General features: G+C 63.7%; 19 protein-coding genes, 1 tRNA gene and 1 pseudogene. 13 read left to right on the forward strand and 8 right to left on the reverse strand.

Annotated features, from left to right (window positions below; all coding sequences use genetic code 11):
* Window positions 1-997 (forward strand): quinone-dependent dihydroorotate dehydrogenase (locus Q0331_RS04260; protein ID WP_298075173.1); only part of this gene is annotated, 997 nt, incomplete at its 5' end.
* On the opposite strand, the gene Q0331_RS04265 is transcribed toward Q0331_RS04260, so the two are convergent.
* Complete coding sequence (locus Q0331_RS04265) at window positions 994-1,551, reverse strand: YbhB/YbcL family Raf kinase inhibitor-like protein (protein WP_298075175.1); 558 nt, start codon at window positions 1,549-1,551, stop codon at window positions 994-996. The two genes, Q0331_RS04260 and Q0331_RS04265, sit on opposite strands and share 4 nt — an antisense overlap.
* A 151-nt stretch (window positions 1,552-1,702) precedes the next feature.
* Between Q0331_RS04265 and Q0331_RS04270 the strand changes: the two genes are divergently transcribed.
* The 3 genes from Q0331_RS04270 (at window position 1,703) to Q0331_RS04280 (ending at window position 3,123) form a co-directional block, all read left to right on the forward strand.
* A tRNA-Leu gene (locus tag Q0331_RS04270) sits at window positions 1,703-1,788 on the forward strand.
* Window positions 1,789-1,792: 4 nt separating this feature from the next.
* Window positions 1,793-2,500: a TVP38/TMEM64 family protein gene (locus tag Q0331_RS04275; protein WP_298075177.1), complete on the forward strand. Its 708-nt coding sequence runs from the start codon at window positions 1,793-1,795 to the stop codon at window positions 2,498-2,500.
* Window positions 2,501-2,502: 2 nt separating this feature from the next.
* On the forward strand, window positions 2,503-3,123 hold the full coding sequence (locus Q0331_RS04280) for a hypothetical protein (RefSeq protein ID WP_005294724.1): 621 nt from the start codon (window positions 2,503-2,505) through the stop codon (window positions 3,121-3,123).
* On the opposite strand, the gene Q0331_RS04285 is transcribed toward Q0331_RS04280, so the two are convergent.
* The 3 genes from Q0331_RS04285 to Q0331_RS04295 are packed head-to-tail and all read right to left on the reverse strand — an operon-like array spanning window position 3,120 to window position 5,557.
* Complete coding sequence (locus tag Q0331_RS04285) at window positions 3,120-4,247, reverse strand: SPFH domain-containing protein (RefSeq protein ID WP_005294727.1); 1,128 nt, start codon at window positions 4,245-4,247, stop codon at window positions 3,120-3,122. The two genes, Q0331_RS04280 and Q0331_RS04285, sit on opposite strands and share 4 nt — an antisense overlap.
* A gap of 16 nt (window positions 4,248-4,263) precedes the next feature.
* Window positions 4,264-4,704, reverse strand: coding sequence for an NfeD family protein (locus Q0331_RS04290; protein WP_298075181.1), 441 nt, complete (start codon window positions 4,702-4,704; stop codon window positions 4,264-4,266).
* Between the two features lie 22 nt (window positions 4,705-4,726).
* The gene (locus tag Q0331_RS04295; RefSeq protein ID WP_298075183.1) at window positions 4,727-5,557 is read right to left on the reverse strand and encodes a DUF3097 domain-containing protein; all 831 of its coding nucleotides are present in this window, start codon (window positions 5,555-5,557) and stop codon (window positions 4,727-4,729) included.
* A gap of 25 nt (window positions 5,558-5,582) precedes the next feature.
* Between Q0331_RS04295 and Q0331_RS04300 the strand changes: the two genes are divergently transcribed.
* A complete protein-coding gene (locus Q0331_RS04300) occupies window positions 5,583-6,359 on the forward strand; it encodes a hypothetical protein (protein ID WP_298075185.1) in 777 nt (258 codons plus the stop codon).
* A gap of 4 nt (window positions 6,360-6,363) precedes the next feature.
* On the opposite strand, the gene Q0331_RS04305 is transcribed toward Q0331_RS04300, so the two are convergent.
* Both Q0331_RS04305 and Q0331_RS04310 read right to left on the reverse strand, forming a co-directional pair.
* Complete coding sequence (locus tag Q0331_RS04305; RefSeq protein ID WP_298075186.1) at window positions 6,364-8,220, reverse strand: DIP1281 family NlpC/P60 protein; 1,857 nt, start codon at window positions 8,218-8,220, stop codon at window positions 6,364-6,366.
* Window positions 8,221-8,621: 401 nt separating this feature from the next.
* Entirely contained in the window at window positions 8,622-9,149 is a 528-nt protein-coding gene (locus Q0331_RS04310) for a DUF6676 family protein (protein WP_298075188.1), read from the reverse strand.
* Between the two features lie 225 nt (window positions 9,150-9,374).
* Between Q0331_RS04310 and Q0331_RS04315 the strand changes: the two genes are divergently transcribed.
* The 5 genes from Q0331_RS04315 to Q0331_RS04335 all read left to right on the forward strand — a co-directional run bounded on the left by Q0331_RS04315 (window position 9,375) and on the right by Q0331_RS04335 (window position 15,342).
* The gene (locus tag Q0331_RS04315) at window positions 9,375-12,185 is read left to right on the forward strand and encodes an aconitate hydratase (RefSeq protein WP_298075190.1); all 2,811 of its coding nucleotides are present in this window, start codon (window positions 9,375-9,377) and stop codon (window positions 12,183-12,185) included.
* Window positions 12,186-12,300: 115 nt separating this feature from the next.
* On the forward strand, window positions 12,301-12,870 hold the full coding sequence (locus Q0331_RS04320; protein ID WP_298075192.1) for a TetR/AcrR family transcriptional regulator: 570 nt from the start codon (window positions 12,301-12,303) through the stop codon (window positions 12,868-12,870).
* 31 nt (window positions 12,871-12,901) lie between these two features.
* Complete coding sequence (locus Q0331_RS04325; RefSeq protein ID WP_298075194.1) at window positions 12,902-13,171, forward strand: ACT domain-containing protein; 270 nt, start codon at window positions 12,902-12,904, stop codon at window positions 13,169-13,171.
* 20 nt (window positions 13,172-13,191) lie between these two features.
* Window positions 13,192-14,565 carry a PFL family protein gene (locus Q0331_RS04330; RefSeq protein WP_298075196.1) on the forward strand — a complete coding sequence of 458 codons (1,374 nt, stop codon included), beginning with the start codon at window positions 13,192-13,194 and terminating at the stop codon, window positions 14,563-14,565.
* Window positions 14,566-14,583: 18 nt separating this feature from the next.
* Window positions 14,584-15,342 (forward strand): hypothetical protein, encoded by a 759-nt coding sequence (locus tag Q0331_RS04335; RefSeq protein WP_298075198.1) that lies wholly within the window; start codon window positions 14,584-14,586, stop codon window positions 15,340-15,342.
* Here the strand turns inward: Q0331_RS04335 and Q0331_RS04340 are convergent.
* The gene (locus Q0331_RS04340; RefSeq protein WP_298075200.1) at window positions 15,319-15,798 is read right to left on the reverse strand and encodes an Lrp/AsnC family transcriptional regulator; all 480 of its coding nucleotides are present in this window, start codon (window positions 15,796-15,798) and stop codon (window positions 15,319-15,321) included. The two genes, Q0331_RS04335 and Q0331_RS04340, sit on opposite strands and share 24 nt — an antisense overlap.
* A 241-nt stretch (window positions 15,799-16,039) precedes the next feature.
* Between Q0331_RS04340 and Q0331_RS04345 the strand changes: the two genes are divergently transcribed.
* Both Q0331_RS04345 and Q0331_RS04350 read left to right on the forward strand, forming a co-directional pair.
* Window positions 16,040-19,438, forward strand: coding sequence for a DUF6537 domain-containing protein (locus tag Q0331_RS04345; RefSeq protein WP_298075201.1), 3,399 nt, complete (start codon window positions 16,040-16,042; stop codon window positions 19,436-19,438).
* 34 nt (window positions 19,439-19,472) lie between these two features.
* Window positions 19,473-20,216, forward strand: coding sequence for a glutamine amidotransferase (locus Q0331_RS04350; protein WP_298075203.1), 744 nt, complete (start codon window positions 19,473-19,475; stop codon window positions 20,214-20,216).
* Here the strand turns inward: Q0331_RS04350 and Q0331_RS04355 are convergent.
* A complete protein-coding gene (locus Q0331_RS04355) occupies window positions 20,213-21,844 on the reverse strand; it encodes an ABC-F family ATP-binding cassette domain-containing protein (RefSeq protein ID WP_298075205.1) in 1,632 nt (543 codons plus the stop codon). The genes Q0331_RS04350 and Q0331_RS04355 overlap by 4 nt on opposite strands.
* Before the next feature lie 400 nt (window positions 21,845-22,244).
* Between Q0331_RS04355 and Q0331_RS04360 the strand changes: the two are divergent.
* Window positions 22,245-22,618 (forward strand): annotated as a pseudogene (locus Q0331_RS04360) (hypothetical protein); the annotation flags it as partial.

Raw genomic sequence — 22,618 nt, forward strand, 5'->3', positions numbered from 1 at the left:
GGCGGGCTCCAGGGCGGCTCTGTCCGCGATGGACGGCGCACTGGCAGTGCACGATGACGCGCTGAGCCAGCAGATTGCCGGGCTCACGTTCCCGCGCCCACTCGGCCTGGCCGCGGGCTTCGACAAGGACGCCAAGGAGGTCGACGCCTGGGGTCCGCTGGGCTTCGGTTTCGCGGAAATCGGCACCGTCACCGCCCTGGCGCAGCCGGGTAACCCCACCCCGCGCCTGTTCCGCCTGCCGGAGGACAAGGCCATTCTCAACCGCATGGGCTTCAATAACGAGGGCTCCCGCGCGGCGGCAATGCGCTTGCAGAAACGCAGCACGGACATCCCGGTGGGGGCGAACCTGGGCAAATCCAAGCTGGTGGCCGCTGAGATTGCGGACCGCGACTACCGTGAGTCCGCCAAGGCCATCGGCGGGGTGGCCGACTACCTGGTTATCAACGTATCCTCCCCCAACACCCCGGGGCTGCGCGACCTGCAGGCGGTGGAATCCCTGCGCCCGATCATCCGCGCGGTGCAGGAGGAAAGCACCCGCCCGCTGTTCGTGAAGATCGCCCCGGACCTGAGCGATGAGGACATTGACAAGGTCTGCGACCTGGCCATCGAGATGGGCGTGACGGGCCTGATCGCCACGAACACCACCATTAGCCGCGAAGGCCTGAAGACCCCGGCGCACGAGGTGGAGGCCATGGGCGCGGGCGGCATTTCCGGCGCCCCGGTGGCAGCCCGGGCGCTGGAGGTGCTGCGTCGTCTGGCGGCCCGCGCCGACGGGAAGTTGGTGCTGATCGGAGTGGGTGGCATCGACACCCCGCGGGCCGCGTGGGAGCGCATCGCCGCCGGCGCAAGCCTGATCCAGGGCTACACCCCGTTCATCTACGGCGGCCCGGACTGGATCCGCGAGATCCACCAGGGTCTGTCCGCGCAGCTGAAAGCCCACGGCCTGGAGAATATCTCAAAGGCCGTGGGCAGCGGGTTGCCGTGGGTGGAAAACTAGTTCTCAGCCCAACCCCAGAGGATGCCGCGGGCGGTGGCCTTGAAGTTCAGGTTAAAGCCCAGGACGGTCGGGGTCTGGCGGTCGTCGATGTCCAGCTCCTCGCCCACCGCGTGGACGGCAAACAGGTAGCGGTGCGGACCGTGGCCGGCCGGCGGGTTGGCGCCGTAGTAGCCCCAGGAACGGCTGTCGCCGCGTAGCGCCACTGCCCCCTCGGGCAGGCCACTCAGGTCCTCGTTGCCGGCACCGAGAGGCAGGGAGGTTACGTCAGCCGGAATGTTAAAGACTGCCCAGTGCCAAAAGCCGCTGGCCGTAGGGGCGTCCGGATCAAAACAGGTAACCGCGTAAGTCTTCGTGCCCTCCGGGCCTTTAGACCAGCTCAGCTGGGGCGAGACATCGTTGCCCCCCAGCTGATCCTCGGGCAGGCGAGCGCCGTCGGCGAAGGTCTCGCTGGTGACCTCCAGCGCAGGCAGGGCCGTCAGCGGCGCGTACGGATCCGGGCCGGGGAAACGGTCATCGATATAAGTGGGCTGGTGCTGTGCGTTGTTATCGGACATAGCACCACGCTAGTCAAAGCTTTCGACGAGCGCACTAAAGTGCTTATCCATATACAAGTAACTCCCTGTGACCTGCGTATTTGTGTAAATCACTGGCTTGGCATTAAAGTGACGGGAGTTGCCACCACTTACTGTGGTGTGCGCAACCCAAGTCCGGGTGGCGGAATGGCAGACGCGCTAGCTTGAGGTGCTAGTGTCCTATTAACGGACGTGGGGGTTCAAGTCCCCCTCCGGACACAACATGAAAATCCCACGCTTTGTAGGCCACGCCTTTAGCGCGTGGTGGGGGCTAAAGCTGCGGTACCGCTTTCTAAGCATCCTCGTGCCCATCCTGCTGGTCGCATTCGTCTACTTCGTCCCGAAACCCGCGGTGGAGGATATTCGCACCTGGGTGGCCTCCACGGGCGCGTGGGCGCCGTTGACTTTTGTGGTGCTGTTGGTCACCTTCACCCAGCTGCCGCTCCCCCGCACCATCTGGACCATCGCCGCAGGAGTGATGTTCGGATCGCTGTGGGGCTCAGTGCTGGCGCTGGTGGGCGTGGGCGCCTCGGCCGCGCTGTCGCTGATCCTGGTGCATGCCGTCGGCGGCAAGTGGGTGGAAAAGAAGACCCGTAACGACCAGCGCATCCAGCTGCTGCAGGAAAGGATCGCCGAGCGCGGCTGGATCGCCGTGCTGGGGCTGCGCATGGTTCCGGCCATCCCCTTTTCGCTGCTGAACTATGCCTGCGGGCTGAGCCACATCCCGTTTGTGCCCTATGTGCTGGCTACGATCGTGGGTTCGGCGCCGAATACCATCGCCACGGCCATGGCCTCCGACGCGCTTGCAACGGGCGGTCAGCCGTGGATCCTGATACTTAGCTTCGTGGTGGTGTGCACCGGATTCGCGCTCGCTGCGAACGAGATTCGACTCTGGCGCCAGCTGCGCAAAGCCAATGAAGTAGGTTTATAAACATGTTTGCCGTGTATGCCGCCTATCGGGGCCGTTCGCAACGCCGTGGAGAGTACGTCCGCGACGTCGCGGCGGCACTGGAGCGATCCTCGATGGTCGAGTCCGTGGAGATGAAGGGCATCGAGGACTTCGTCTGCATCGCGCCCGGCCCCGACGAGGCCGGCGGTCTGGTGATGTCTTTACTACAGGCGGGTGACTTCGCACTCGGCATTGGCTCGGTGGTTGCGGAGGTTGATGGGGACGCCCCGTCGTCCGTGGAAGAGACCATCGGTGCAGCCACCCGCGCGGTGACCCGCTCGCAGCGTGCGGGGGCGGTGTCGGTGCGGATTGAAAAGCCGGGCCCGGGCGGTGTGATCGCCCCGGGGCGGGCGGCCGAAGTTGCCCAGGACATCGCGGCGGCCTTCACCCTGCTGGCCCACGTGCTGGCGCGGCGCACAAAGGAGGGCCGCGAGGCCACTGCCCTGCTGCGCGCTGGGCACTTGCAGGCCGAGGCGGCAGAGATTGTGGGCATCAGCAAGCAGGCGATGAGCCAGCGGCTTGCGGCGGCGGGCTGGCATGCGGAGCAGGCCGGCTGGACCCTGGCCGTGCACATGCTGGCCAGGGCAGACGAGTTAAAGAACTAGCCCTCGTTGTAGGGATTGTCGAGCGCAGCTTCGTCGACGGGCTTGTTCGCCACGGCGTTGGCGGCGGCAACGGCCTCGGCGATCTCGGGCGAGGATGCGGTGTTAAACCAATCCTCGGAGCTCGACTCGTTGGCCTGCTCGCGAGTGGCATCGTCCACCGGCTTCGGCTCGTAGCGGAACACGCCCTCGTCGTCCTTCTTGGCCAGGGCCTTGGCGAACTGCTCCAGGGAGTCGCCGAACTGCATTGGGATCATCCAGGTCTTGTTGGCAGAGCCCTTCGCCATCTCCGGCAGCTTCTCCAGGTACTGGTAGGCCAGCACCTCGGGCGTGACCTGAGCGGACTTGATAGCCGCGTTGACCTTCTGGATGGCCTTGGCTTCACCCTGGGCCTCCAAGTAGCGGGCCGCGCGGGTACCCTCGGCGCGCAGGATGGCTGCCTGGCGCTCGGCCTCTGCGGCCAGGATGTGCGCGTGCTTTTCACCCTCAGCAGCCAGGATGCGGGCCTGCTTTTCACCCTCAGCGGTCTTGATGTCCGACTCGCGGCGACCCTCGGCGGTAAGAATCATGGCGCGCTTCTCGCGGTCCGCCTTCATCTGCATCTCCATCGACTGCTGGATGGATGCCGGCGGGTCGATGGCCTTCAGCTCCACGCGGGAGATGCGCAGGCCCCACTTGGTGGTGGCCGCGTCCAGCTCGCCGCGCAGGCGGCGGTTGATGATCTCACGGGAAGTCAGGGTCTCCTCCAGCGTCATGCCACCAACCACGTCGCGCAGCGTGGCGACGGAGATCTGCTCTACGCCGACGATGTAGTTGTTCACGCCGTAGATGGCGCGCGCCGGGTCGTTGATCTGAAAGGTGACCACGGTATCAATGGCGACCGTCAGGTTATCCTGCGTGATCACGGCCTGGGGAGGGAAGCTCACGACCTGCTCACGGGTATCGACCTTGTCGCGGATACGGTCGACGAACGGAACGAGAAGCGTCAAACCGCCGGAAACAGTGCGGGTGTACGTACCCAAGCGTTCGATAACAGCCGCCTCACCCTGTGGGATGAGGGCCACCATCTTGATGATCACCGTAGCGATGATGAGCAGCAAGACCACCAAGAAAATTGTGAAGCTCATAAGTCGTTAAGCCCTTCTATTTGTTCTTCCACACGACTGCAGTCGTGCCGTCGATGTCTATCACCTGTACGGACTCTCCCTGGGAATAAACATCCCCTGGGGTTGCCGAGCGCGCCGACCACAGCTCGCCGGCGATGCGCACCATGCCGCCGTTTTGTACTTCGGCACTAACAGCCTCAACCACCACTGCGTTCCTACCCGTCAGTTCGGCGTGGTCGAAGGTATGTTCTGAGCGTGCTTGCATAAGGCGTTTGCGCAGGATGGGCCGAATCGCCAAGATGGTCGCCAGTGAAGCCAGGCCGAAAACCAGTATCTCTGCCCATACCGGAATGTCCGCCAGCGAAATCCCGGCAGTGATCAATGCAGCCGCACTGAGCATGAGCAAGGACATATCCGCAACGAGGAGCTCGCCAAGGGCCAACACTCCCGCTGCGATTAACCAAATGATCGGACCCATAGTCAGGATCCTAGTTGGTGTTTCAGTATTCCGGCGGGACAGTAACGAAATCGATCAGCCTTTCCACCGCACCGATAAGAGTGGAGTCCAGATCGCGAAAGGTCTTGGCTGCAGCCGCCACCCGACGCCAACCGTCCTGCGGGCTACCCCAGCCGAGCTCTTGGCACACGCCTGTTTTCCAATCGATGCCGCGGGGAATCTTCGGCCACGTGCGGATGCCAACGCTTTGCGGCTTTACGGCCTCCCAGATGTCGATGTACGGGTGGCCGGTGACCATCACGTGTGGGCCTAAGGATTCGGTCAGCCGCGCCTCCTTCGTTCCCTCGACGAGGTGGTCCGCGAGCACGCCCACACGGCGGGTCGCGGAGGGTTGGAATTCGGCGAGCCGCTCCGGCAGGTTGTCGAGGCCCTCCAGGTACTCGACGACCACGCCTTCCACGCGCAAGTCATGCCCCCAGACTTGTTCGACGATTGCGGCATCGTGAATGCCTTCCACCCAAATGCGGGAGGGCGCCGCGACTTTGGCTTGTACGTTTTCTACGCGCCGCGAGCCTGAGTTGGAGGTGCGCTGCTTCGGGGGCAGCATCCTGGGATCTACATAACGAGTCAAGGTAATAGGCTTGCCCTCAAGTAGGAATGCGCCCTCGCGAAGCTTAAACAGGCGCGTTTTTCCGTAGCGATCCTCCAGGCGAATGAAGTCGCCGTCGGCGGTCTTCTCCCCACCCACCACGGCACCGACGAAGTCATCGGCGATGACCTCCACCACCATGCCCAGCTCCGGCGCGACGCGCGGAATGCTGGGTTTCTGGTTGCGAGAGTGGCCCTTCATGATGTCACCGTAATTGAAGCTCATGGGCAACCAGCTTAGGCTAGGAAAAATGACTGATCCGGTACCGACGTGGCTTGGGGCGCAACTGTGGTCGCCCGTGCAGAACACCTCCCTATGGCTGGCCTGGTGGCTGCACGGGATCATCGGGGCAGACGAAGTGATCGACGCCTTCCACGCCACCCAGGGCAAGCATCACCGCTTGGAGCCCGACGGGGGCGGACTGGTGGAGATGCTCGGCCATATCCGCTCCGTGGCCGACGAGGCGCCCGTCGGATTGGACGAACGCCCCTTGATCCAGCTGGCGCTTTCCGGCCCCGGCGACGCGACCGTGCTGCCGGTTGGCCCGGAGGGGGCGTCATTAATCATCGCCGATCGCGACCCCTTGGTCAGCCACGTGCTTAGCCCTCGTGTTATTGACGCCCACCTGGTCAGTTGGTCGTGGGATTCGGTGGAAGGGCCGGTTCCGCCGCTGCCGGTCTACTCGCCGGGTGAGGCGGATCAGCTGCTACGTGAGGCTGCGGATAATGCAACGAGGATGGTGCGGAACGCGGGGCATGTGCCGAGAGGTGGGGCGGCGTTTCAGCGCGCTGAGCTGGCGGTGGGGGCCTTGAACGATGCCTTTGGGCTTCCCGGCATGCCGCCGGGAGTGCCCAGTCGCGCCGCGAAGCTGATGGCCAGGGCCGATCAGGTGGCGGCGATTGTGGAGGTCACTAAGCGCTCCGAGGTGGGTGCGAGCCTGGACCCCCATCTAATGCCAATGCTCCGGGCGGTAAGAACCGCCCGGATGGTGGCTGTGGACTATGCGCAGCGGGAGCTGCTGCGCTAGATCATCACTCGATCATGCGGACTGCCATGGGCTGCATGCCGCCCCAGCGCACGTCGGAGATCTTAACGACATCACCGGACTGCGGGGCCTCGATCATCTTGCCGTCACCCAGGTACAGGGCGACGTGGCCTGGCCAGAACAGCATGTCGCCGCGCTTGGCCTCAGAGGAAGGAACCTGCTTGCCGGCCGTGTACTGGTAGCCCGAGTAGTGCTGCAGCTCGATGCCCACGCCGTAGAATGCGTACATCATCAGGCCGGAGCAGTCGAAGCCGACCTTGTTGTAGTCGCCGTGCGCGTCGGCTACACCGCCGTCGCGGATGCCCTTGGTCGGGCCGTGGAAGTTGCCGCCGCCCCATGCGTAGGGCAGGCCCAGCTGGCTTTCGGCGCGCTTGATGACGCGCTCGATCTTCTCTTCGGCGGTGCCGGAGGTATCGGGGCTGCTCGGGTCCAGGGCGTCGGCGATGGCCTCAGCCGGGTTCTCTGGAGTCTCCGGGGTTTCCGGGGTAACGGCCTCGTCCGGAGTTTCGGGGGCCTCAGGAGTTTCGGTTGCTTCCTCGGTTTCCGGAGCTGTGGGGGTCTCCGGGGTCTCCTGCGCCGCCGGTGCGGTGCTGGTGCCGCCGCCCATGGCGCGGTCATACTCCTGGCCTGCGGTTTCGCGGCCCGCACGCGCGGCGGCAGCCACGGCGCCATCCGGGTTTCCGGACAGCGCGGTGGTGAAGCCAGCCATCAGCGCGGACTCGCCGGCCTTGCGCAGGCCGTCGAGGGCTGCCTGGCGCTGGTCATCGCCGCTGGCGTTCAGGTCGTAGGAAGACTGCAGCTCTGCCGGGAGCTCCGGCAGGCCTGCCGGGTTGCCGAGGGAGCCCTGTGCCGGGGACTCGTCGGACTGGTCGGACTGGTCGGACTCAGTGGACTCGTTAGCCTCAGCCGGCTGAGCTTTCTCAGTGTTCTCAGTGTTCTCAGTGTTCTCAGTGTTTTCGGTGGAGTCCCCAGTGGACTGAGTCTCCTCCGCTGGAGTCTCCTGGGCCTTATCTTCGGCGTCCTCGGCCTTCTCGGTCTTCTCGACCTTTGCGCCAGCGTTCTCGGCTGCCTTCTCGGCGACCTTGCGCTTGTCCCAGCTAGAAGCCTCCGGGTGAGTGTTGGTGAAGGTCTCCACGGCGGCGCGAGCCTCGCGCAGTGCCTTCTCCGCCTTCGACTTCTCACCGAGCAGGCGCTTGTACTCCTTCTGCTTCTCGGCGAGGGTCTTCTGGGAGTTGTCCAGCGTGTTGCGCGCGGTGTTGTACTTGCTTACCGCGTCGTCAACGGCGGAGTTCGCCTTGTCGCGGGAGTCTCGCAGCGAGGACTCCTCGTTGGCGTTTTGGGTACGCGCCAGGTCGAGGCGGTCGACCTCGTCCTTCTGCTTCTTGGAGGCTGCGTCGATGTAGGAGGACCGATCGAGCGTGTCACCAACCGCGTCGCTGCCGCCGGCAGCCAGGTTCACGGCAGAAGCGTCGCCACCCTGGGCGTAGGCGGAACGCGCGATGTCGTTCAGCTTCGCCTGTGCCTTGGTTACCTCGGTGTCGGAATCCTTGAGGCGACCGCGTGCGTCCACGACCTTGTCCTGGGCCGTTTGGGCGGCGGACTGGCTGTTGACGAGGTCGACGCGGGCCTTGTTGGCATCTTCTCGCAGCGAGCCCATGAGCGTCTCCATCTCGGAAACCTGGGACTTGGCGCGAGAAACCTGGCCGACAAGGTCGGCCAGGAAGCTTTCGACGGTGCGCTTGTCGTCGGCCTGGGCGACCATTGTCGTCGACTGCAGCGTCACTCCAGCGGTCACTGCGACGGCCAGCACCGTTCGCTTACGGCTTTGTGGTCGTGGTGTCACGATCGATTCTCCTGGTGTTTTAACAACTGGCTTTGAAGCGAGCGAAACCCTCGGTCCAGCTGGCCGCACTTCCCCATGCGATCAGTACAGGTCCCGTCGGGTGAATCTCAAAAATCACTTCGAGATCAACTCGTTTCAAAAGTTGACACTGGGAACCCTAGAGCACACAAGTCAAGGCCGTAAACTTTTTCACCATGAATCCCATGAATCGCACTAGTCACATAAGTAACGGCAATTGCCTTGACCTGCGAATAGTAACGGAAAAGTTACAAGTGTGATTTATGTCACATTTACGAGCGTGTAGGCGTGTCGTATTGCACTACCTGTAGGAAGCCCCCGTTTTTCTAGATTCACCCTTAAGGTTAGTCAATCCCCCAGGCTTGACTATTTTAAACCGTTATCTACTTCCGCTTGGTCTGCAGCTTTGATAACGAAGCAATTACGGCCGCCACGGCCACTGCTAGGACCACTCCCACGTTGGCCAGACCGGTTGGAGCCTCATACCCTGCCGCCTGGTTGAGGAACTCCTGCGTCGCCTCCGGGTGACTGTTGGCGCCAGAGAGAGCCTTGTAGTTCGATTCGATGGCGTAGCGCGACAGATTCTCCGACACTGCCGCCGCCTGACTCGGGGACTTCAGGATCACCGTGTCAGCGTCCGTGCCGTCGAGCACTTTTTGCGCGACGTCGCGCAGATTGTTGTGGCGCTCCCCGTCCTGATTGATATAGCCGATCTTTAGGGTGCCTATTTTGGACGCCGACTCTCCCCCCTCGGTCGCCTCAACCACATCGTTGAGACTCTTGGATAAGCCGGCCGATCCAGACTCCACCTCGGTTGGGAAATCTTCGGCGACGAAGACTGAGGCGTCATTAAGAGAGGCAATGAGCTGCGCAACGTCGTCCGAAGGGGCGGGGTTAGGCGTATCTGTCATGGGATGTTTTTAGCACCGAAAGAGGGGTGGGGGTATTGGCGACACGCTTAAACCTGCAGGATTCGCAGCAGGACAATCGTACTGTTAAAATTTTTAGTGACGTCGCGGCAAGAATGCTGCCACAATGGTAAGCAGAGCCTCCGCCGCGGGCGGCAGTCCCGTGCGTGGCGGCGACCACATCGACGACGACATTTCGACTAAGAGAAGAGATTAAAGGAGCTCACTGTGGCTGAAAGCATCAACTCCTTCGATTCCAAGAGCACTCTGCAGGTCGGCGAGAAGTCCTATGACTACTTCGCGCTGGACGCCGTGCCGGGAATGGAGAAGCTTCCCTACTCCCTGAAGGTTCTCGGCGAGAACCTGCTGCGCAACGAGGATGGTAAGAACATCACTCGCGAGCACATCGAGGCCATCGCCAACTGGGATCCTTCCGCAGAGCCCAATTTCGAGATCCAGTTCACCCCGGCCCGCGTTATCATGCAGGACTTCACCGGCGTGGCCTGCATCGTTGACCTGGCCACAATTCGTGACGCCGTGGTTGCCCTGGGTGGCAACGCAGACGACGTTAACCCGCTGAACCCGGCTGAGATGGTCATCGACCACTCCGTGATCATCGAGGCATTCGGTAACGCCGACGCTCTGGAGAAGAACGTCGAGATCGAGTACCAGCGCAACGACGAGCGCTACAAGTTCCTGCGCTGGGGCACCGGCGCCTTCGAGAACTTCCGCGTGGTTCCTCCGGGAACCGGCATCGTCCACCAGGTGAACATCGAGTACCTGGCCCGCTCCGTATTCGACAACAACGGCCTGGCTTACCCGGACACCTGTGTTGGTACCGACTCCCACACCACCATGGAAAACGGCCTGGGCATCCTGGGCTGGGGTGTCGGCGGCATCGAGGCTGAGGCTGCAATGCTCGGCCAGCCGATCTCCATGCTGATCCCGCGCGTCGTTGGCTTCAAGCTGACCGGCGAGATCCCGGCTGGCGTTACCGCCACCGACGTCGTACTGACCATCACCGACATGCTGCGCCAGCACGGCGTGGTCGGCAAGTTCGTCGAGTTCTACGGCAAGGGCGTTGGCGAGCTGCCGCTGGCCAACCGCGCAACCATCGGTAACATGTCCCCGGAGTTCGGCTCCACCGCGGCTATGTTCCCGATCGACGAAGAAACCGTGAAGTACCTGGAGCTGACCGGCCGCGACCAGGAGACCCTGGATCGCGTCGAGGCTTACGCCAAGGCGCAGGGTATGTGGCTGGACCCGGAGAAGGAAGTCGAGTACTCCGAGTACCTCGAGCTGGATCTGTCCACCGTCGTTCCCTCCATCGCCGGCCCGAAGCGTCCGCAGGATCGCATCGAGCTGAACGACTCCAAGGCACAGTTCCGCAAGGACCTGCACAACTACGTCGACGCCGACGCTTCTGCCTCCACCCCGGACTTCGACGCAGAGGGCCCGGCAACCGAGAACACTTCTGCCCAGGGTGCCGGCACCCCGGCATCCGCTGCTGATGCGAAGGGCAACATTCCTTCCGCAGCTGCAGGCGCAGAGGGTCGTCCGTCCAACCCGGTCACCGTCAACTACAACGGCGAGGACATCGAGCTGGACCACGGTATGGTTGCCATCGCTTCCATCACGTCCTGCACCAACACCTCCAACCCGTCCGTCATGGTCGGCGCTGGCCTGCTGGCACGCAACGCTGCTGCCAAGGGCCTGAAGTCCGCACCGTGGGTTAAGACCTCCATGGCACCGGGCTCCCAGGTTGTTAACGGCTACTACGAGAAGGCGGGCCTGTGGAAGGACCTGGAGGCCATGGGCTTCTACCTGGTCGGCTACGGCTGCACCACCTGTATCGGTAACTCCGGCCCGCTGCCGGAGGAGATCTCCGCAGGTATCAACGAGGGCGACCTGGCCGCCACCGCTGTCCTGTCCGGTAACCGTAACTTCGAGGGTCGCATCAACCCGGACGTCAAGATGAACTACCTGGCCTCCCCGATCCTGGTTATTGCCTACGCGATCGCCGGCACGATGGACTTCGACTTCGAGACTCAGCCGCTGGGTCAGGACCAGGATGGCAACGATGTCTTCCTGAAGGACATCTGGCCGTCCACCGAGGACATCGAGGAAGTTATCGCTTCCTCCATCACCAAGGACCTGTACGCCGAGGACTACGCAAACGTCTTCGAGGGCGACGAGCGCTGGCGCTCCCTGGAGGTTCCGTCCGGCAAGACCTTCGACTGGGATCCGAAGTCCACCTACATCCGCAAGGCTCCGTACTTCGACGGCATGAGCAAGGAGCCGGAGGACGTCAACGACGTCAAGGGCGCACGCGTCCTGGCTCTACTGGGCGACTCCGTGACGACCGACCACATCTCCCCTGCTTCCACCATTAAGCCGGGCACCCCGGCTGCTCAGTACCTGGATGCAAACGGTGTGGAGCGCAAGGACTACAACTCCCTGGGCGCACGTCGTGGTAACCACGAGGTCATGGTTCGCGGTACCTTCGCTAACATCCGCCTGCAGAACCAGCTGCTCGACGGTGTTTCCGGCGGCTACACCCGCGACTTCACCCAGGAGGGCGGCCCGCAGTCCTTCATCTACGACGCTGCTATGAACTACCAGAAGGAGAACACTCCGCTGGTCGTTCTGGGTGGTAAGGAATACGGCACCGGCTCCTCCCGTGACTGGGCTGCTAAGGGCACCCTGCTGCTGGGCGTGAAGGCTGTTATCGCCGAGTCCTTCGAGCGTATCCACCGCTCCAACCTGATCGGCATGGGCGTTGTCCCGCTGCAGTTCCCGGAGGGTGAGTCCTGGAAGTCCCTGGGCATCGAGGGCACCGAGACCTTCGACATCGAGGGCATTGAGGAGCTCAACAACGGCTCTACCCCGAAGACCGTCAAGGTAACTGCCACCAAGGAGAACGGCGAGAAGATTGAGTTCGACGCCGTGACCCGCATCGATACCCCCGGTGAGGCAGACTACTACCGCAACGGCGGCATCCTGCAGTTCGTTCTGCGCAACATGATGTCCGGCAAGTAGGGAATAACTCCTTATAAGCCTGGCATGAGGCGGTGGCCGGCGCCCTCTTCCCCACGGGGAGAGAAGCGCGGGTCACCGCCTTTGTGCTCTCATACAACTCAACGAGGTTAACCAGATGCCCAAAGTAAGCGACACGGACCTGGCAGAGCGGAAGGTCGAGATCCTGTCCGGCGCGCGCCACTGCTTCGCTACCTACGGCTACGACGGCGCAACCGTCGCCCGGTTGGAAGAAGCCATCGGCAAGTCCCGCGGCGCGATCTTCCACCATTACGGCAACAAGGATCAGCTGTTTCTCGAGGTTGCTCACGAGGACATGCGCAAGATGGCCGAACTAGCGGCCGACGAGGGCCTTATCGGCGCTATTCGTGCCCTTGTCAAGTCAAATGACTTGACAGATTGGTGGGGTATGCGGGTGGAAATCACCCGCCGGGTGAACATCGACCCCTGCTTCGCGGCCAAGTGGGAGCTGGATCAGCTGGCACTGCGCGAAACCGTGCGTACCCGCCTGCGGGAGCAGCGCGCCAGCGGGCGAATCCGCAAGGACGTGGAGGTAGAGACGATAGCCCAGACGTTAGAGCTGGTGCTCGAGGGTGTGCTCGGACGGCTTGCCCAGCGCCAGGGCACCGAGGGGCTATCCGACGCGCTGGACTTCGTAGAAAGCGCTCTGCGTTCCCCCGGACATTAGGCTGTCCAACCCGGTGAGTAGCATGTAGTGCATGATCGCAATCATGACCGTCACCGGGCTGGACCACACCGGAATCATCGCCGCCGTGTCCACCGCCCTGGCCGAGCTAGACGTCAACATCCTCAACGTCTCCCAGACCATCATGGACGACTACTTCACCATGATCCTGCACGTTCGTATCGACGACTCCCAGCACGGGATCGCCGACGTGCAGGACCGAATGGCGGAGGTCGAGAAGCGGGAGAAGCTCGTCATCCGAGTGCAGTCGGAGGCCATTTTCTCCGCCATGCACGACGTGTAAGGGTTCTGGAGGGTTAAACAATGAATCCACGTCGTGGCGTCACAAACCAAAGCAACAACATTCTAGAAACCATCGAGATGATCGAGAAGTACCGTCTCGACATCCGAACGGTAACGATGGGCATCAACCTCATGCCCTGCATCCGCGAAACGATGGAGGCCACCGCTGAAGCGGTGTTTGAGCGCGTGGTGGACTATGCGCGGAACCTTGTGCCGGTGGCTCAGGAGATCGAACGCGAACTGGGCATCCCCATCGTGAACAAACGCATCTCCGTGACCCCGGTGGGTATCCTCGCCTCGGCTGTAGAGGGCAACCCGGTGCGCATTGCAGAAGCGCTAGACCGCGCGGCCACCGAGGTGGGCGTGAACTTCATCGGCGGCTACTCCGCCCTAGTAGACAAGGGAGCCACGCGCGGCGAGCTGGACCTGATCCGCTCGCTACCCGAGGCGCTGAACGAGACTAATGTCGTCTGCGCGTCTGTGAACGTCGGCAGCTCGAAGGCCGGCATCAACATGAACGCGGTCCGCGAGATGGGACACGTTATTAAGGATGCCTCCACTTATGGTGCGGGCGGTACGCTGGCCTGCGCGAAGCTGGTCGTGTTTGCCAATTCTGTTTCCGACAACCCGTTTATGGCCGGCGCCTATCACGGGGTGGAAGAGCAGGACTGTGTGATCAACGTGGGAGTCTCCGGCCCCGGCGTGGTCGACCGCGCGGTCGCTGGAATGAAAGGCGCAACGCTCAACGAGGTTTCCGAGGAAATCAAGAGGGCGGCATTTAAGATCACCCGCACCGGCCAGCTGGTGGGCGTGATGGCCGCCCAAAGGTTGGGCGTGCCCTTCGGCATCGTGGATCTTTCCCTTGCCCCCACTGCGGAGCTCGGCGATTCCGTGGCGCACATCTTGGAACACATGGGGCTCGGCCAGGTGGGCACCCACGGCACCACTGCCGCACTGGCGCTGCTAAACGATGCGGTGAAGAAGGGTGGCATGATGGCCTGCTCGCGCGTCGGTGGCCTCTCGGGCTCTTTTATCCCGGTCTCCGAGGACAAGGGGATGATCGACGCTGTGCGCAGCGGCGCCATCAGCATCGACAAGCTGGAGGCTATGACGGCCATCTGCTCCGTCGGCCTGGATATGATCGCCATCCCGGGCGACACCCCCGCGGAGTCGATTGCTGGCATGATCGCCGACGAAGCGGCCATCGGCGTGATGAACCATAAAACCACCGCCGTGCGCGTGATCCCCGCGGTCGGTACAAAGGTGGGCGACGACGTGGACTTCGGTGGCCTGCTGGGCTACGCGCCGGTGATCGGCGTGAACCGTGCAAGCAGCGCCGAGTTCATCAACCGCGGTGGCTTCATCCCCGCCCCGCTGCACGGCTACCGCAACTAGGAAGGATTACTCACTCGCATGGTGGAGGTCTTTAGGTACGGTCGCTCTTCGGTTGTAATCGATGATCCGCTCGATGGGCTCGTGCGGGCAGAGCAATCGGGCACATTTGATCAGCGCTGTACCCTACCCGCCGGGTCGGTTGCGCTGAATGCTGCTTTGTCTAACAACGGCCGCATGCCGGTCGCCGGCAACACCGCAGGATTTAGCGTGGTGCAAACGGTGGTGCTGACAATCGGCGTGGTGCTGTTGGGTCTGGGAGGCTTCCTAGTTGCCCGTGGAAGTACGCAGCCTCTGGTGATCGGCTTGGTGATCGGGGCTATCGGCCTGCTGATGGCAGGTGTTGCCCTGTATAGCGCAGCCAAGCGCCGCAGCCGTCTGCGCATCTTGGGCAAGGCCTGGGGAAACGGCTGGCTGCGCTTCGCTCCCGCCCGCGTGGGCGGCGTGTGGATAACGCGGGTGTCTACCCACAACGACAACGGGGAGCGCATGAACACGGAGCGCCGCTATTACTACAAGGCCATGGTGCAGGCCTACCCCACCGACGGCACCGAGCCGTTCACGTTCCGCACCAGCGAGTTCAACGCCCCGGCCAACTGGGAGGGGCGACCCTATAACCTGCACATGGCCGATGGCCCCATGGACGTGCTGGAGCCCGAGTTCACCAACGGCTGGACCATCTGCCGGTACATCGCGGGCCAGCCGGAAACGGCCACGATTTCTACCGACCTGTCGGCCAAGCAGGTCAAGGCAGCTCTAGAGGTTTCGCAGATCCGCTAACGCCTGCAGCAGCTGGCCGTGGCGGGCAGGGATGCGGGAGCGCAGGATAATTTCCGTGCGCGTGCGCTGCACGCCCTCGACCTCCTGCAGTTTGAGGGTGATCTGCTCCAGGTGCTCGTGATCACGCGCCACCACGCGGCACGATAGGTCGTAGGGCCCGGCAATGGAATGCGCCTCCGTGATCCACGGGATGTTCAGGATTGCCGCCGTCGCTTGGTCCAAAGCCCGCTGGTCCAGCGTGACGTGTACGAAAGCACCTAGCGGAAAGCCGAGTGCGCCGGGGTCGAAATGAGGGGCGAAGCTGCCTATCACTCCCCTTTCCACGAGTTTGTCTATGCGGCTGCTCACCGTCGCTCGCGCCACCCCGAGCACCCGCGCGTACTCGCGCACCCCGGCCTTGGGCCTTTCGTTGAGTAGCATGCAGAGTTCGATGTCTGTCCGGTCGAGGTCCCTCATTCTTCTGCCCTTTCTTTATGACGCCCCTTCGCGGCCTGTTGGCAAGAAACATCTACTTTTGTGTGCAAACCTGTTGTCGCTTGGATGGGATTTTAGGCCATTGGCCTAGGTTTCAGGTCTGGAATCTAAAAAACCTTTGCTAAGTGAACTATTTTTCCGTAGGTGCTACCGGGTGCGGTTCGCTGTCACTTAATGTGATTCAAACCACAAACTGACAGCTCGCACGAAAGGGTGAACAGCGATGACCTCCACCTTCATCCCCGACTCAATTTCCCCCGTCCAGGATCTCCCCGACTACACCCAGTCCCGCTACCGGGAGAAGACCGGGCACATCCACTTAACCGGCATCCAGGCGCTCGTGCGCACCGTGCTGGATCGCGCGGAGGCGGATCGCGAGATTGGGCTGAAGACCTCCAGCTTCGTCTCTGGCTACGAGGGCTCCCCGCTGGGTGGATACGACCTCGAGCTGGGGCGCCGCAAGTCACTGCTCGGCCAGTTTGATGTGCAGCACTTCCCTGCCGTCAACGAGGAGTTGGGCGTCACCGCCGTAGCGGGATCGCAGATGACTGACCGAGCGACTGTCAAGGATGGCATCGACGGCGTGGTCGGCTACTGGTACGGCAAAGCTCCGGGGCTGGATAGGGCGGCCGATGCGCTGCGGCATGCGAACATGACCGGCACCAGCGGCACGGGCGGCGCGGTGGCCTTCGTGGGCGACGACCCGACGGCGAAGTCCTCGACGATCCCCTCGGCCTCTGGGCGGATCCTGGCGGACCTGGGGCTGCCGACCCTAGTGCCGGCGGACGCGGGTGACGTGCTGCGCCTCGGCACGCACGCGGCGTGGATGTCGCGCTACAGCGGCCTGTGGACGGCACTGCGCATCACTACCCCGGTGGCCGACGGGTCTGCCAGCGTGGATCTGAAGGCTATCCGCGCTGCCACGGCGGCCCGCGGCCTGGAGCGCGGCGGCAAGCACGTGCCGGAGGCCCGCCTGCTGGGCAAGCGACTGCTGGACCTGGAGGATACGCGCGTGGGCGAGCGCCTCCAGCGCGCCCTGGAATACTCCCGCGAGCACCGCCTGAACCGCTGGTGGGGCGCGCGGGACGGCGACCGCGTGGGCGTGATCTGCGCGGGCAACACATCCCTGGAGGTTGCGGAGGTCGTGGGCGAGGCGCACGTTCGCGTGCTGCAGCTGGCGATGACCTACCCGCTGGACCCGCAGGAGCTGGAGAGCTTCTGCGAGGGGCTGGATACCCTCGTGGTGGCCGAGGAACTCGGCACCCATCTGCTGGAATCCGTTCGCGCCTGCCTCTATGACCTTCCGGTACGCCCCGCGATCGAGCACGTGAACGACCCGCTGAAGCAACTGCCCAAACTGCTGCGCAACGAGGGCATCGAGGTCGCCGGCGTAACGAGCGGTCCCACTCGAATCTCCCTGCCGCTGGCGGTGCCTAACCGCGTGCCGCACTTCTGCTCCGGCTGCCCGCACAACCTATCCACCCGTGCGGACGAGGACACGCTGGTTGGCGCTGGAATCGGCTGCCACGCCATGGTGATGCTGATGGACGACAAGCGCGTGGGCAAGATCATGGGCACCGCGCAGATGGGCGGCGAGGGCGCACACTGGATTGGAATGCACAGCTTCGTGTCCGAGGAGCACTTCGTGCAAAACATGGGCGACGGGACGTTCCTGCATTCGGGATCGCTGGCGCTACGGGCAATGGTGGCGTCCAAGGTAAACGCAACCCTCAAGCTGCTGCACAACGGCACGGTGGCGATGACGGGCGGCCAGGACCCCGTGGGGCAGCCGAGCCTGGCGGGGCTGGTCGACATGGTGCGGGCCGAGAACCCGGCCAGGATCGTCGTGACCAGCGACGATGTGCGACGCACGCGCCGCGCCCTGCGAGGATCCGGCGTGCAGGTGCGCCCGCGCAAGGATCTGGCCAAGGTGCAAAAGGAGCTGGAGCTGCTGCAGGGTGTCTCCGTACTGATCCACGACCAGGAGTGCGCCGCTGAGAAGCGCCGCGCCCGCAACCGCAACCAGCGCGCCCAGGCGACTGAAAAGATCGTGATTAACGAGCGCATCTGCGAAGGCTGCGGTGACTGTGGCGAAAAGTCCGGCTGCCTGTCCCTGCAGCCGGTGGACACGCAGTTCGGGCGCAAGACCCGTGTGGATCAGACCAGCTGCAACACCGACCGCTCGTGCCTGTCCGGTGATTGTCCGGCCTTCACGACCGTCGTTGCGGTCGAGGAGAAGCGCGAGGTGCCGCCTATTGACGCCACCGAGCTCGACCCGGTGCCGGAGAGCGCGCTGGACAGCAAGCACCCGTGGAACATCCGCATCTCGGGTGTGGGCGGCACGGGAGTGATGACGGCCTCGGCCGTGATCGCCACCGCCGCACACCTCGATGGACTTGCGGTGCGCGGCACGGACATGACGGGCCTGGCACAGAAGGGCGGGTCGGTGGTCTCCGACCTGCGGATTTCTAGGAACATTGGCCAGCACACGGGAACGGTGCCGCGCGGCAGCGCGGACCTGCTGATCGCGCTGGACGGCGTGACGGGTGCAGAAGACGCCAGCACCTCGGTACTCAACGCGGCGCGGACGGTCGCCGTGCTGTCGAACTCCGCGACTCCCACGGGGCAGATGTGTACGGACGTTAAGGCCACCCGCCCCGATGGCGTGCAGATCACCGGCGCGCTGGGGCATGCGGCGAAGCGGGCGATCATCACCGACGCGATCCGCGTGTCCACCAAGCTCTTCGGCGAGTCCACATTCCAGATCATGCTGCTTATCGGCGCGGCCGTGCAGGCCGGGGCGCTGCCGGTGGCCCCGGAGTCTATGGAAAAGGCGCTGCGGATCAACGGCAAGAAGGCCGAGGCTAACATTCAGGCCTTCCGCCGTGGCCGTCAGTTGGTCAGCCGCCCGGAGGCGTTGATCGAGCTGATGGGCGTGGAGCCTGACTACTCTCAGTACCAGGAGGTTCAGCCCCTTGACCGCACCCGGGCCAAGATCGAGGAGGTGTTGGAGCCGAGCCTGGTGGACGAGGTTGCAGTGTACTTCGACGAGATGCGCCGCTGGGGCTCCGAACAAGACGCCCAGGATTACCTGACCGACGTGCGCGCCGTGCACGCCCACGAGCGGCGCGTAAACCCGGATGGCCCCGCAGAGCTGACCCGCAGCTTCGCCGCCGGACTGCACAAGCTATCCGCCTACAAGGACGAGTACGAGGTCGCCCGCCTGGCGCTGGATCCCGGATTCGCGGAGGCGCAGAAGGGTGGCAAGGTCACGGTGCAGTTCCAGCCACCGCTGCTGCGCACACTGGGGCTGAACCGCAAGATCGGGCTCGGCCCGCGGATGCGCCCGGTGCTCAGTGCGCTGGCGAAGGCCAAGGGGCTGCGCGGCACCCGGTTGGACATCTTCGGCTACGCGGAGGTGCGCAAACTGGAGCGCAAGCTCGTCCACGCCTACCGGGAAGAGATTCTGAGCCGGGCGCGGAATCTGCACACACCCGAGCAGGTGGCGGAGCTGGCCTCCCTGGCCGCCGCTGCCGACGGAGTCCGGGGATTCGAGGACAAGAAGATCGACAGTGCGCAGGAGTTGCTGCAGAAGTTGGGGCGCGCGGGCGTCAAAAAATAGTAAATAGACTAAGCGGTCTGTTACAGTAACGAATGTGACTTTCGTACTGCTATGCCCCCGCAGCGGCGCCGAGGTGCTCGCCGCGGAATACGCCGACTTCCTCAGCTACAGCGGCCTCACCCCCGCCGAGCTCGAACAGCGACCGCTGGATAACCCCAGCGCCGACCTGGGAAGCTTCGAAGGCGTGGAGGGCGTGTTCATCGGCGGTTCGCCGTTTACGATCACCCGCCCGGTCGAGGTGGAATGGCAGGAAGCGATCTCGCAGAAGCTGGTGGACTTCATCCAGGTCGAATCGGAGCGGCAGCGCTTCGGTATCTTCTCCACCTGCTACGGCACCTCGATGCTGGCGCACTACCTGGACGGCGAGGTCAACAGTCAGTACTCGGAATCGGCGGGCACCAGCGAGGTTTCTCTTACTGACGCCGGCCGCATCGATCCCATCACGGGTGCGCTCCCCGACCGCTTCACCGCGCTGACGGGCCACAAGGATTCCGTGGTGCGCGTGCCCGAGGAAGCCACGCTGCTGGCCACCGGCGAGACTTGCCCGGTGCAGATCTACCGCTACCGCGAGAACGTCTGGACCAGCCAATTCCACCCGGAGATGGATGCGGCGGGCATCACCCGGCGACTCAGCTTCTACGAGGACGAGGGCTACTGCGACCCCGCGGAGATTACGGAGACCTACGCCCGCTTCGAGGGGCAGGATACGGCGGCGGCGAACTCGCTGCTGCGGCGCTTCGTGGAACACTCCCGCGCCTCGCTGGGGATGGTGGGCTAGGCCAGCTCGACGATCTCCATGTACTCGTCGCTCCACAGGTCCTCCACCCCATCGGGCAGCACGATCACGCGCTCGGGCTCGAGGGCCTTCACCGCGCCCGGGTCGTGGGTGACCAGCACCACCGCGCCCGTGTAGGTTCGCAGCGCGTCCAGCACCTGCTCGCGGGACTGCGGATCCAGGTTATTGGTCGGCTCATCCAGCAGCAACACGTTTGCCCGCGAGCTGACAAGGGTGGCCAGGGCCAGGCGGGTCTTCTCGCCGCCGGAAAGGGTGCCGGCGGGCTGCTCCAACTGCTCGCCGGAGAACATGAAGGCGCCCAGCAGGCCGCGGAGGTCCTGCTCGCCGGCATCGGGGCAGGCCTCAATGGCGTTGTCCCAGACGGACTTGTCCGGATCGATCGTGTCGTGCTCCTGGGCGAAGTAGCCGACCTTCAGGCCGTGTCCGGTGACGATGCCGCCCTCGCCGTCGGTGCGTTCCACCCCGGCCAGCAGCTTCAGCAGTGTGGTCTTGCCCGCGCCGTTGAAGCCGAGCACCACCACGCGGGATCCCTTGTCGATGGCCAGATCCACCCCGGCGAAGACCTCCAGGGAGCCGTACATCTTGGTCAGCCCCTTGGCGTTCATGGGGGTTTTGCCGCACGGGGCGGGCTCCGGGAAGCTGATGTTGGCCACGCGATCCTCGACGCGAATCTCGTCCAGGTTGCCCAGCATCTTCTCCGCGCGGGCGGCCATCTGCTTGGCGGCCTTTGCCTTGGTGGCCTTGGCGCCCAACTTCTCGGCTTGCTGCTTCAGCGCGCTGGCCTTTTTCTCGGCATTGGCCTTCTCGCGGCGGCGGCGCGCCTCGTCGGTGGCGCGGGCGTCCTTGTACTTGGTCCAGCCCATGTTGTAGACGTCGGCCTCGCCACGCACGGCGTCCAGGAACCAGATCTTGTTGCAGACATCGTCCAGCAGTTCCACGTCGTGGCTGATCATGATCAGCCCGCCCTCGTGCTTGGCTAAGAAGCCGCGCAGCCAGGTGATGGAGTCCGCGTCCAGGTGGTTAGTCGGCTCGTCCAAAAGAAGGGTGGTCTGCGAACGGCCGGAGCCGGCGGTGGCGGCAAAGAGGATCTGCGCCAGCTCCACGCGGCGGCGCTGGCCACCGGAGAGCGTCTTCAATGGCTGGTCCAGCACTCGTTCGGGCAGCCCCAGCGAGTCGCAGATCTGCGCGGCCTCGCTGTCGGCCTCGTAACCGCCGAGGGCGTGGTACTTCTCCTCCAGGCGGCTGTACTTGAGGATCGCAGCATCGCGCTGGCCGGCGGATTCGCTGGTCTCCATGATTTCCTGCTGGCGCTCCATGGAGTGGCGGATGCGGTCCAGGCCACGGGCGGAAAGCACGCGGTCGCGCGCGGTCTGCTCGATGTCGCCCTCCTTGGAATCCTGCGGCAGGTAACCCATCTCGCCGCTGCGCGTGACGGTGCCGCCGTAGGGCTCGCCCTCACCCGCCAGGATGCGCATGGTGGTGGTCTTGCCCGCACCGTTGCGTCCGACCAGGCCGATGCGGTCGCCAGGCTGCACTCGCAGGTGCTGCCCGGGGGCGTTCAGCAGGGTTCGAGCCCCCACTCGAACCTCTAGGTCATTAGTAACAATCACAAGGAAGAAGCCTATCAGCCATCCCCGCCGGCGACCCTTCCCACCCCATGAACACCGGAGTCGCGTTGCCCGGGTCCCCCATAGTCCCGAGTCGCAGCCGGCGTGTGTCGCCGACGGGGCTGTCTTCTTCCCGTGCCCCACCTTTCGGTATGTTCGTACCGAGTAGGACAAAATTCATGTTAGGAACTGTGCTTGGTGCCCGCAGGCCAAACGTTACACCTGGTCTGCGGCCTGTCCCCCAAACCCTGAACTTAAACCTTAGCTTGCGAAGATTCTTATTCTATTAGGGGCTTCTTATATCTGTAGCTCTTACATTCAGGCGCAAAAAAATCCTGAAGATGCGATAAGTAAAACACGGCTGTGTAAGTTCGGGGGTAAGAACCCAGAATCGGAGGTTTAAGTGACCCATCAGCTCGTGCTTAAGGGCCTCGGTCCAGCCGGAGCGCTCCTGGCCATTCGAGCTGCACAGCGTGGTTTCCACGTCATCGCCTATGATCCGGCCTTCGACGTACACAGTTCTCACCCCTTCCCCGGCACCTACGGGGTGTTCTCCACACAGATTCCCACCTGGGCCGATCGCCTTTTTAGTGCACCGGAACCCCTGGACGTCGTCGCAGGCACTCCCCTCACCCGCCGCACGCTGGGGTTTAGCTATCGGATGCTGAACCAGGAGGCGGTCGCGGAGGCCCTGCGCTGCTCGAACGTGCGCATCAAACCAGAGCCGCTTCCCGATGGCATGGAGGCGATCGACAGCACCGGCGCCCCACGGACGGA

The sequence above is a fragment of the uncultured Corynebacterium sp. genome (assembly GCF_937999985.1).
GTDB lineage: Bacteria > Actinomycetota > Actinomycetes > Mycobacteriales > Mycobacteriaceae > Corynebacterium.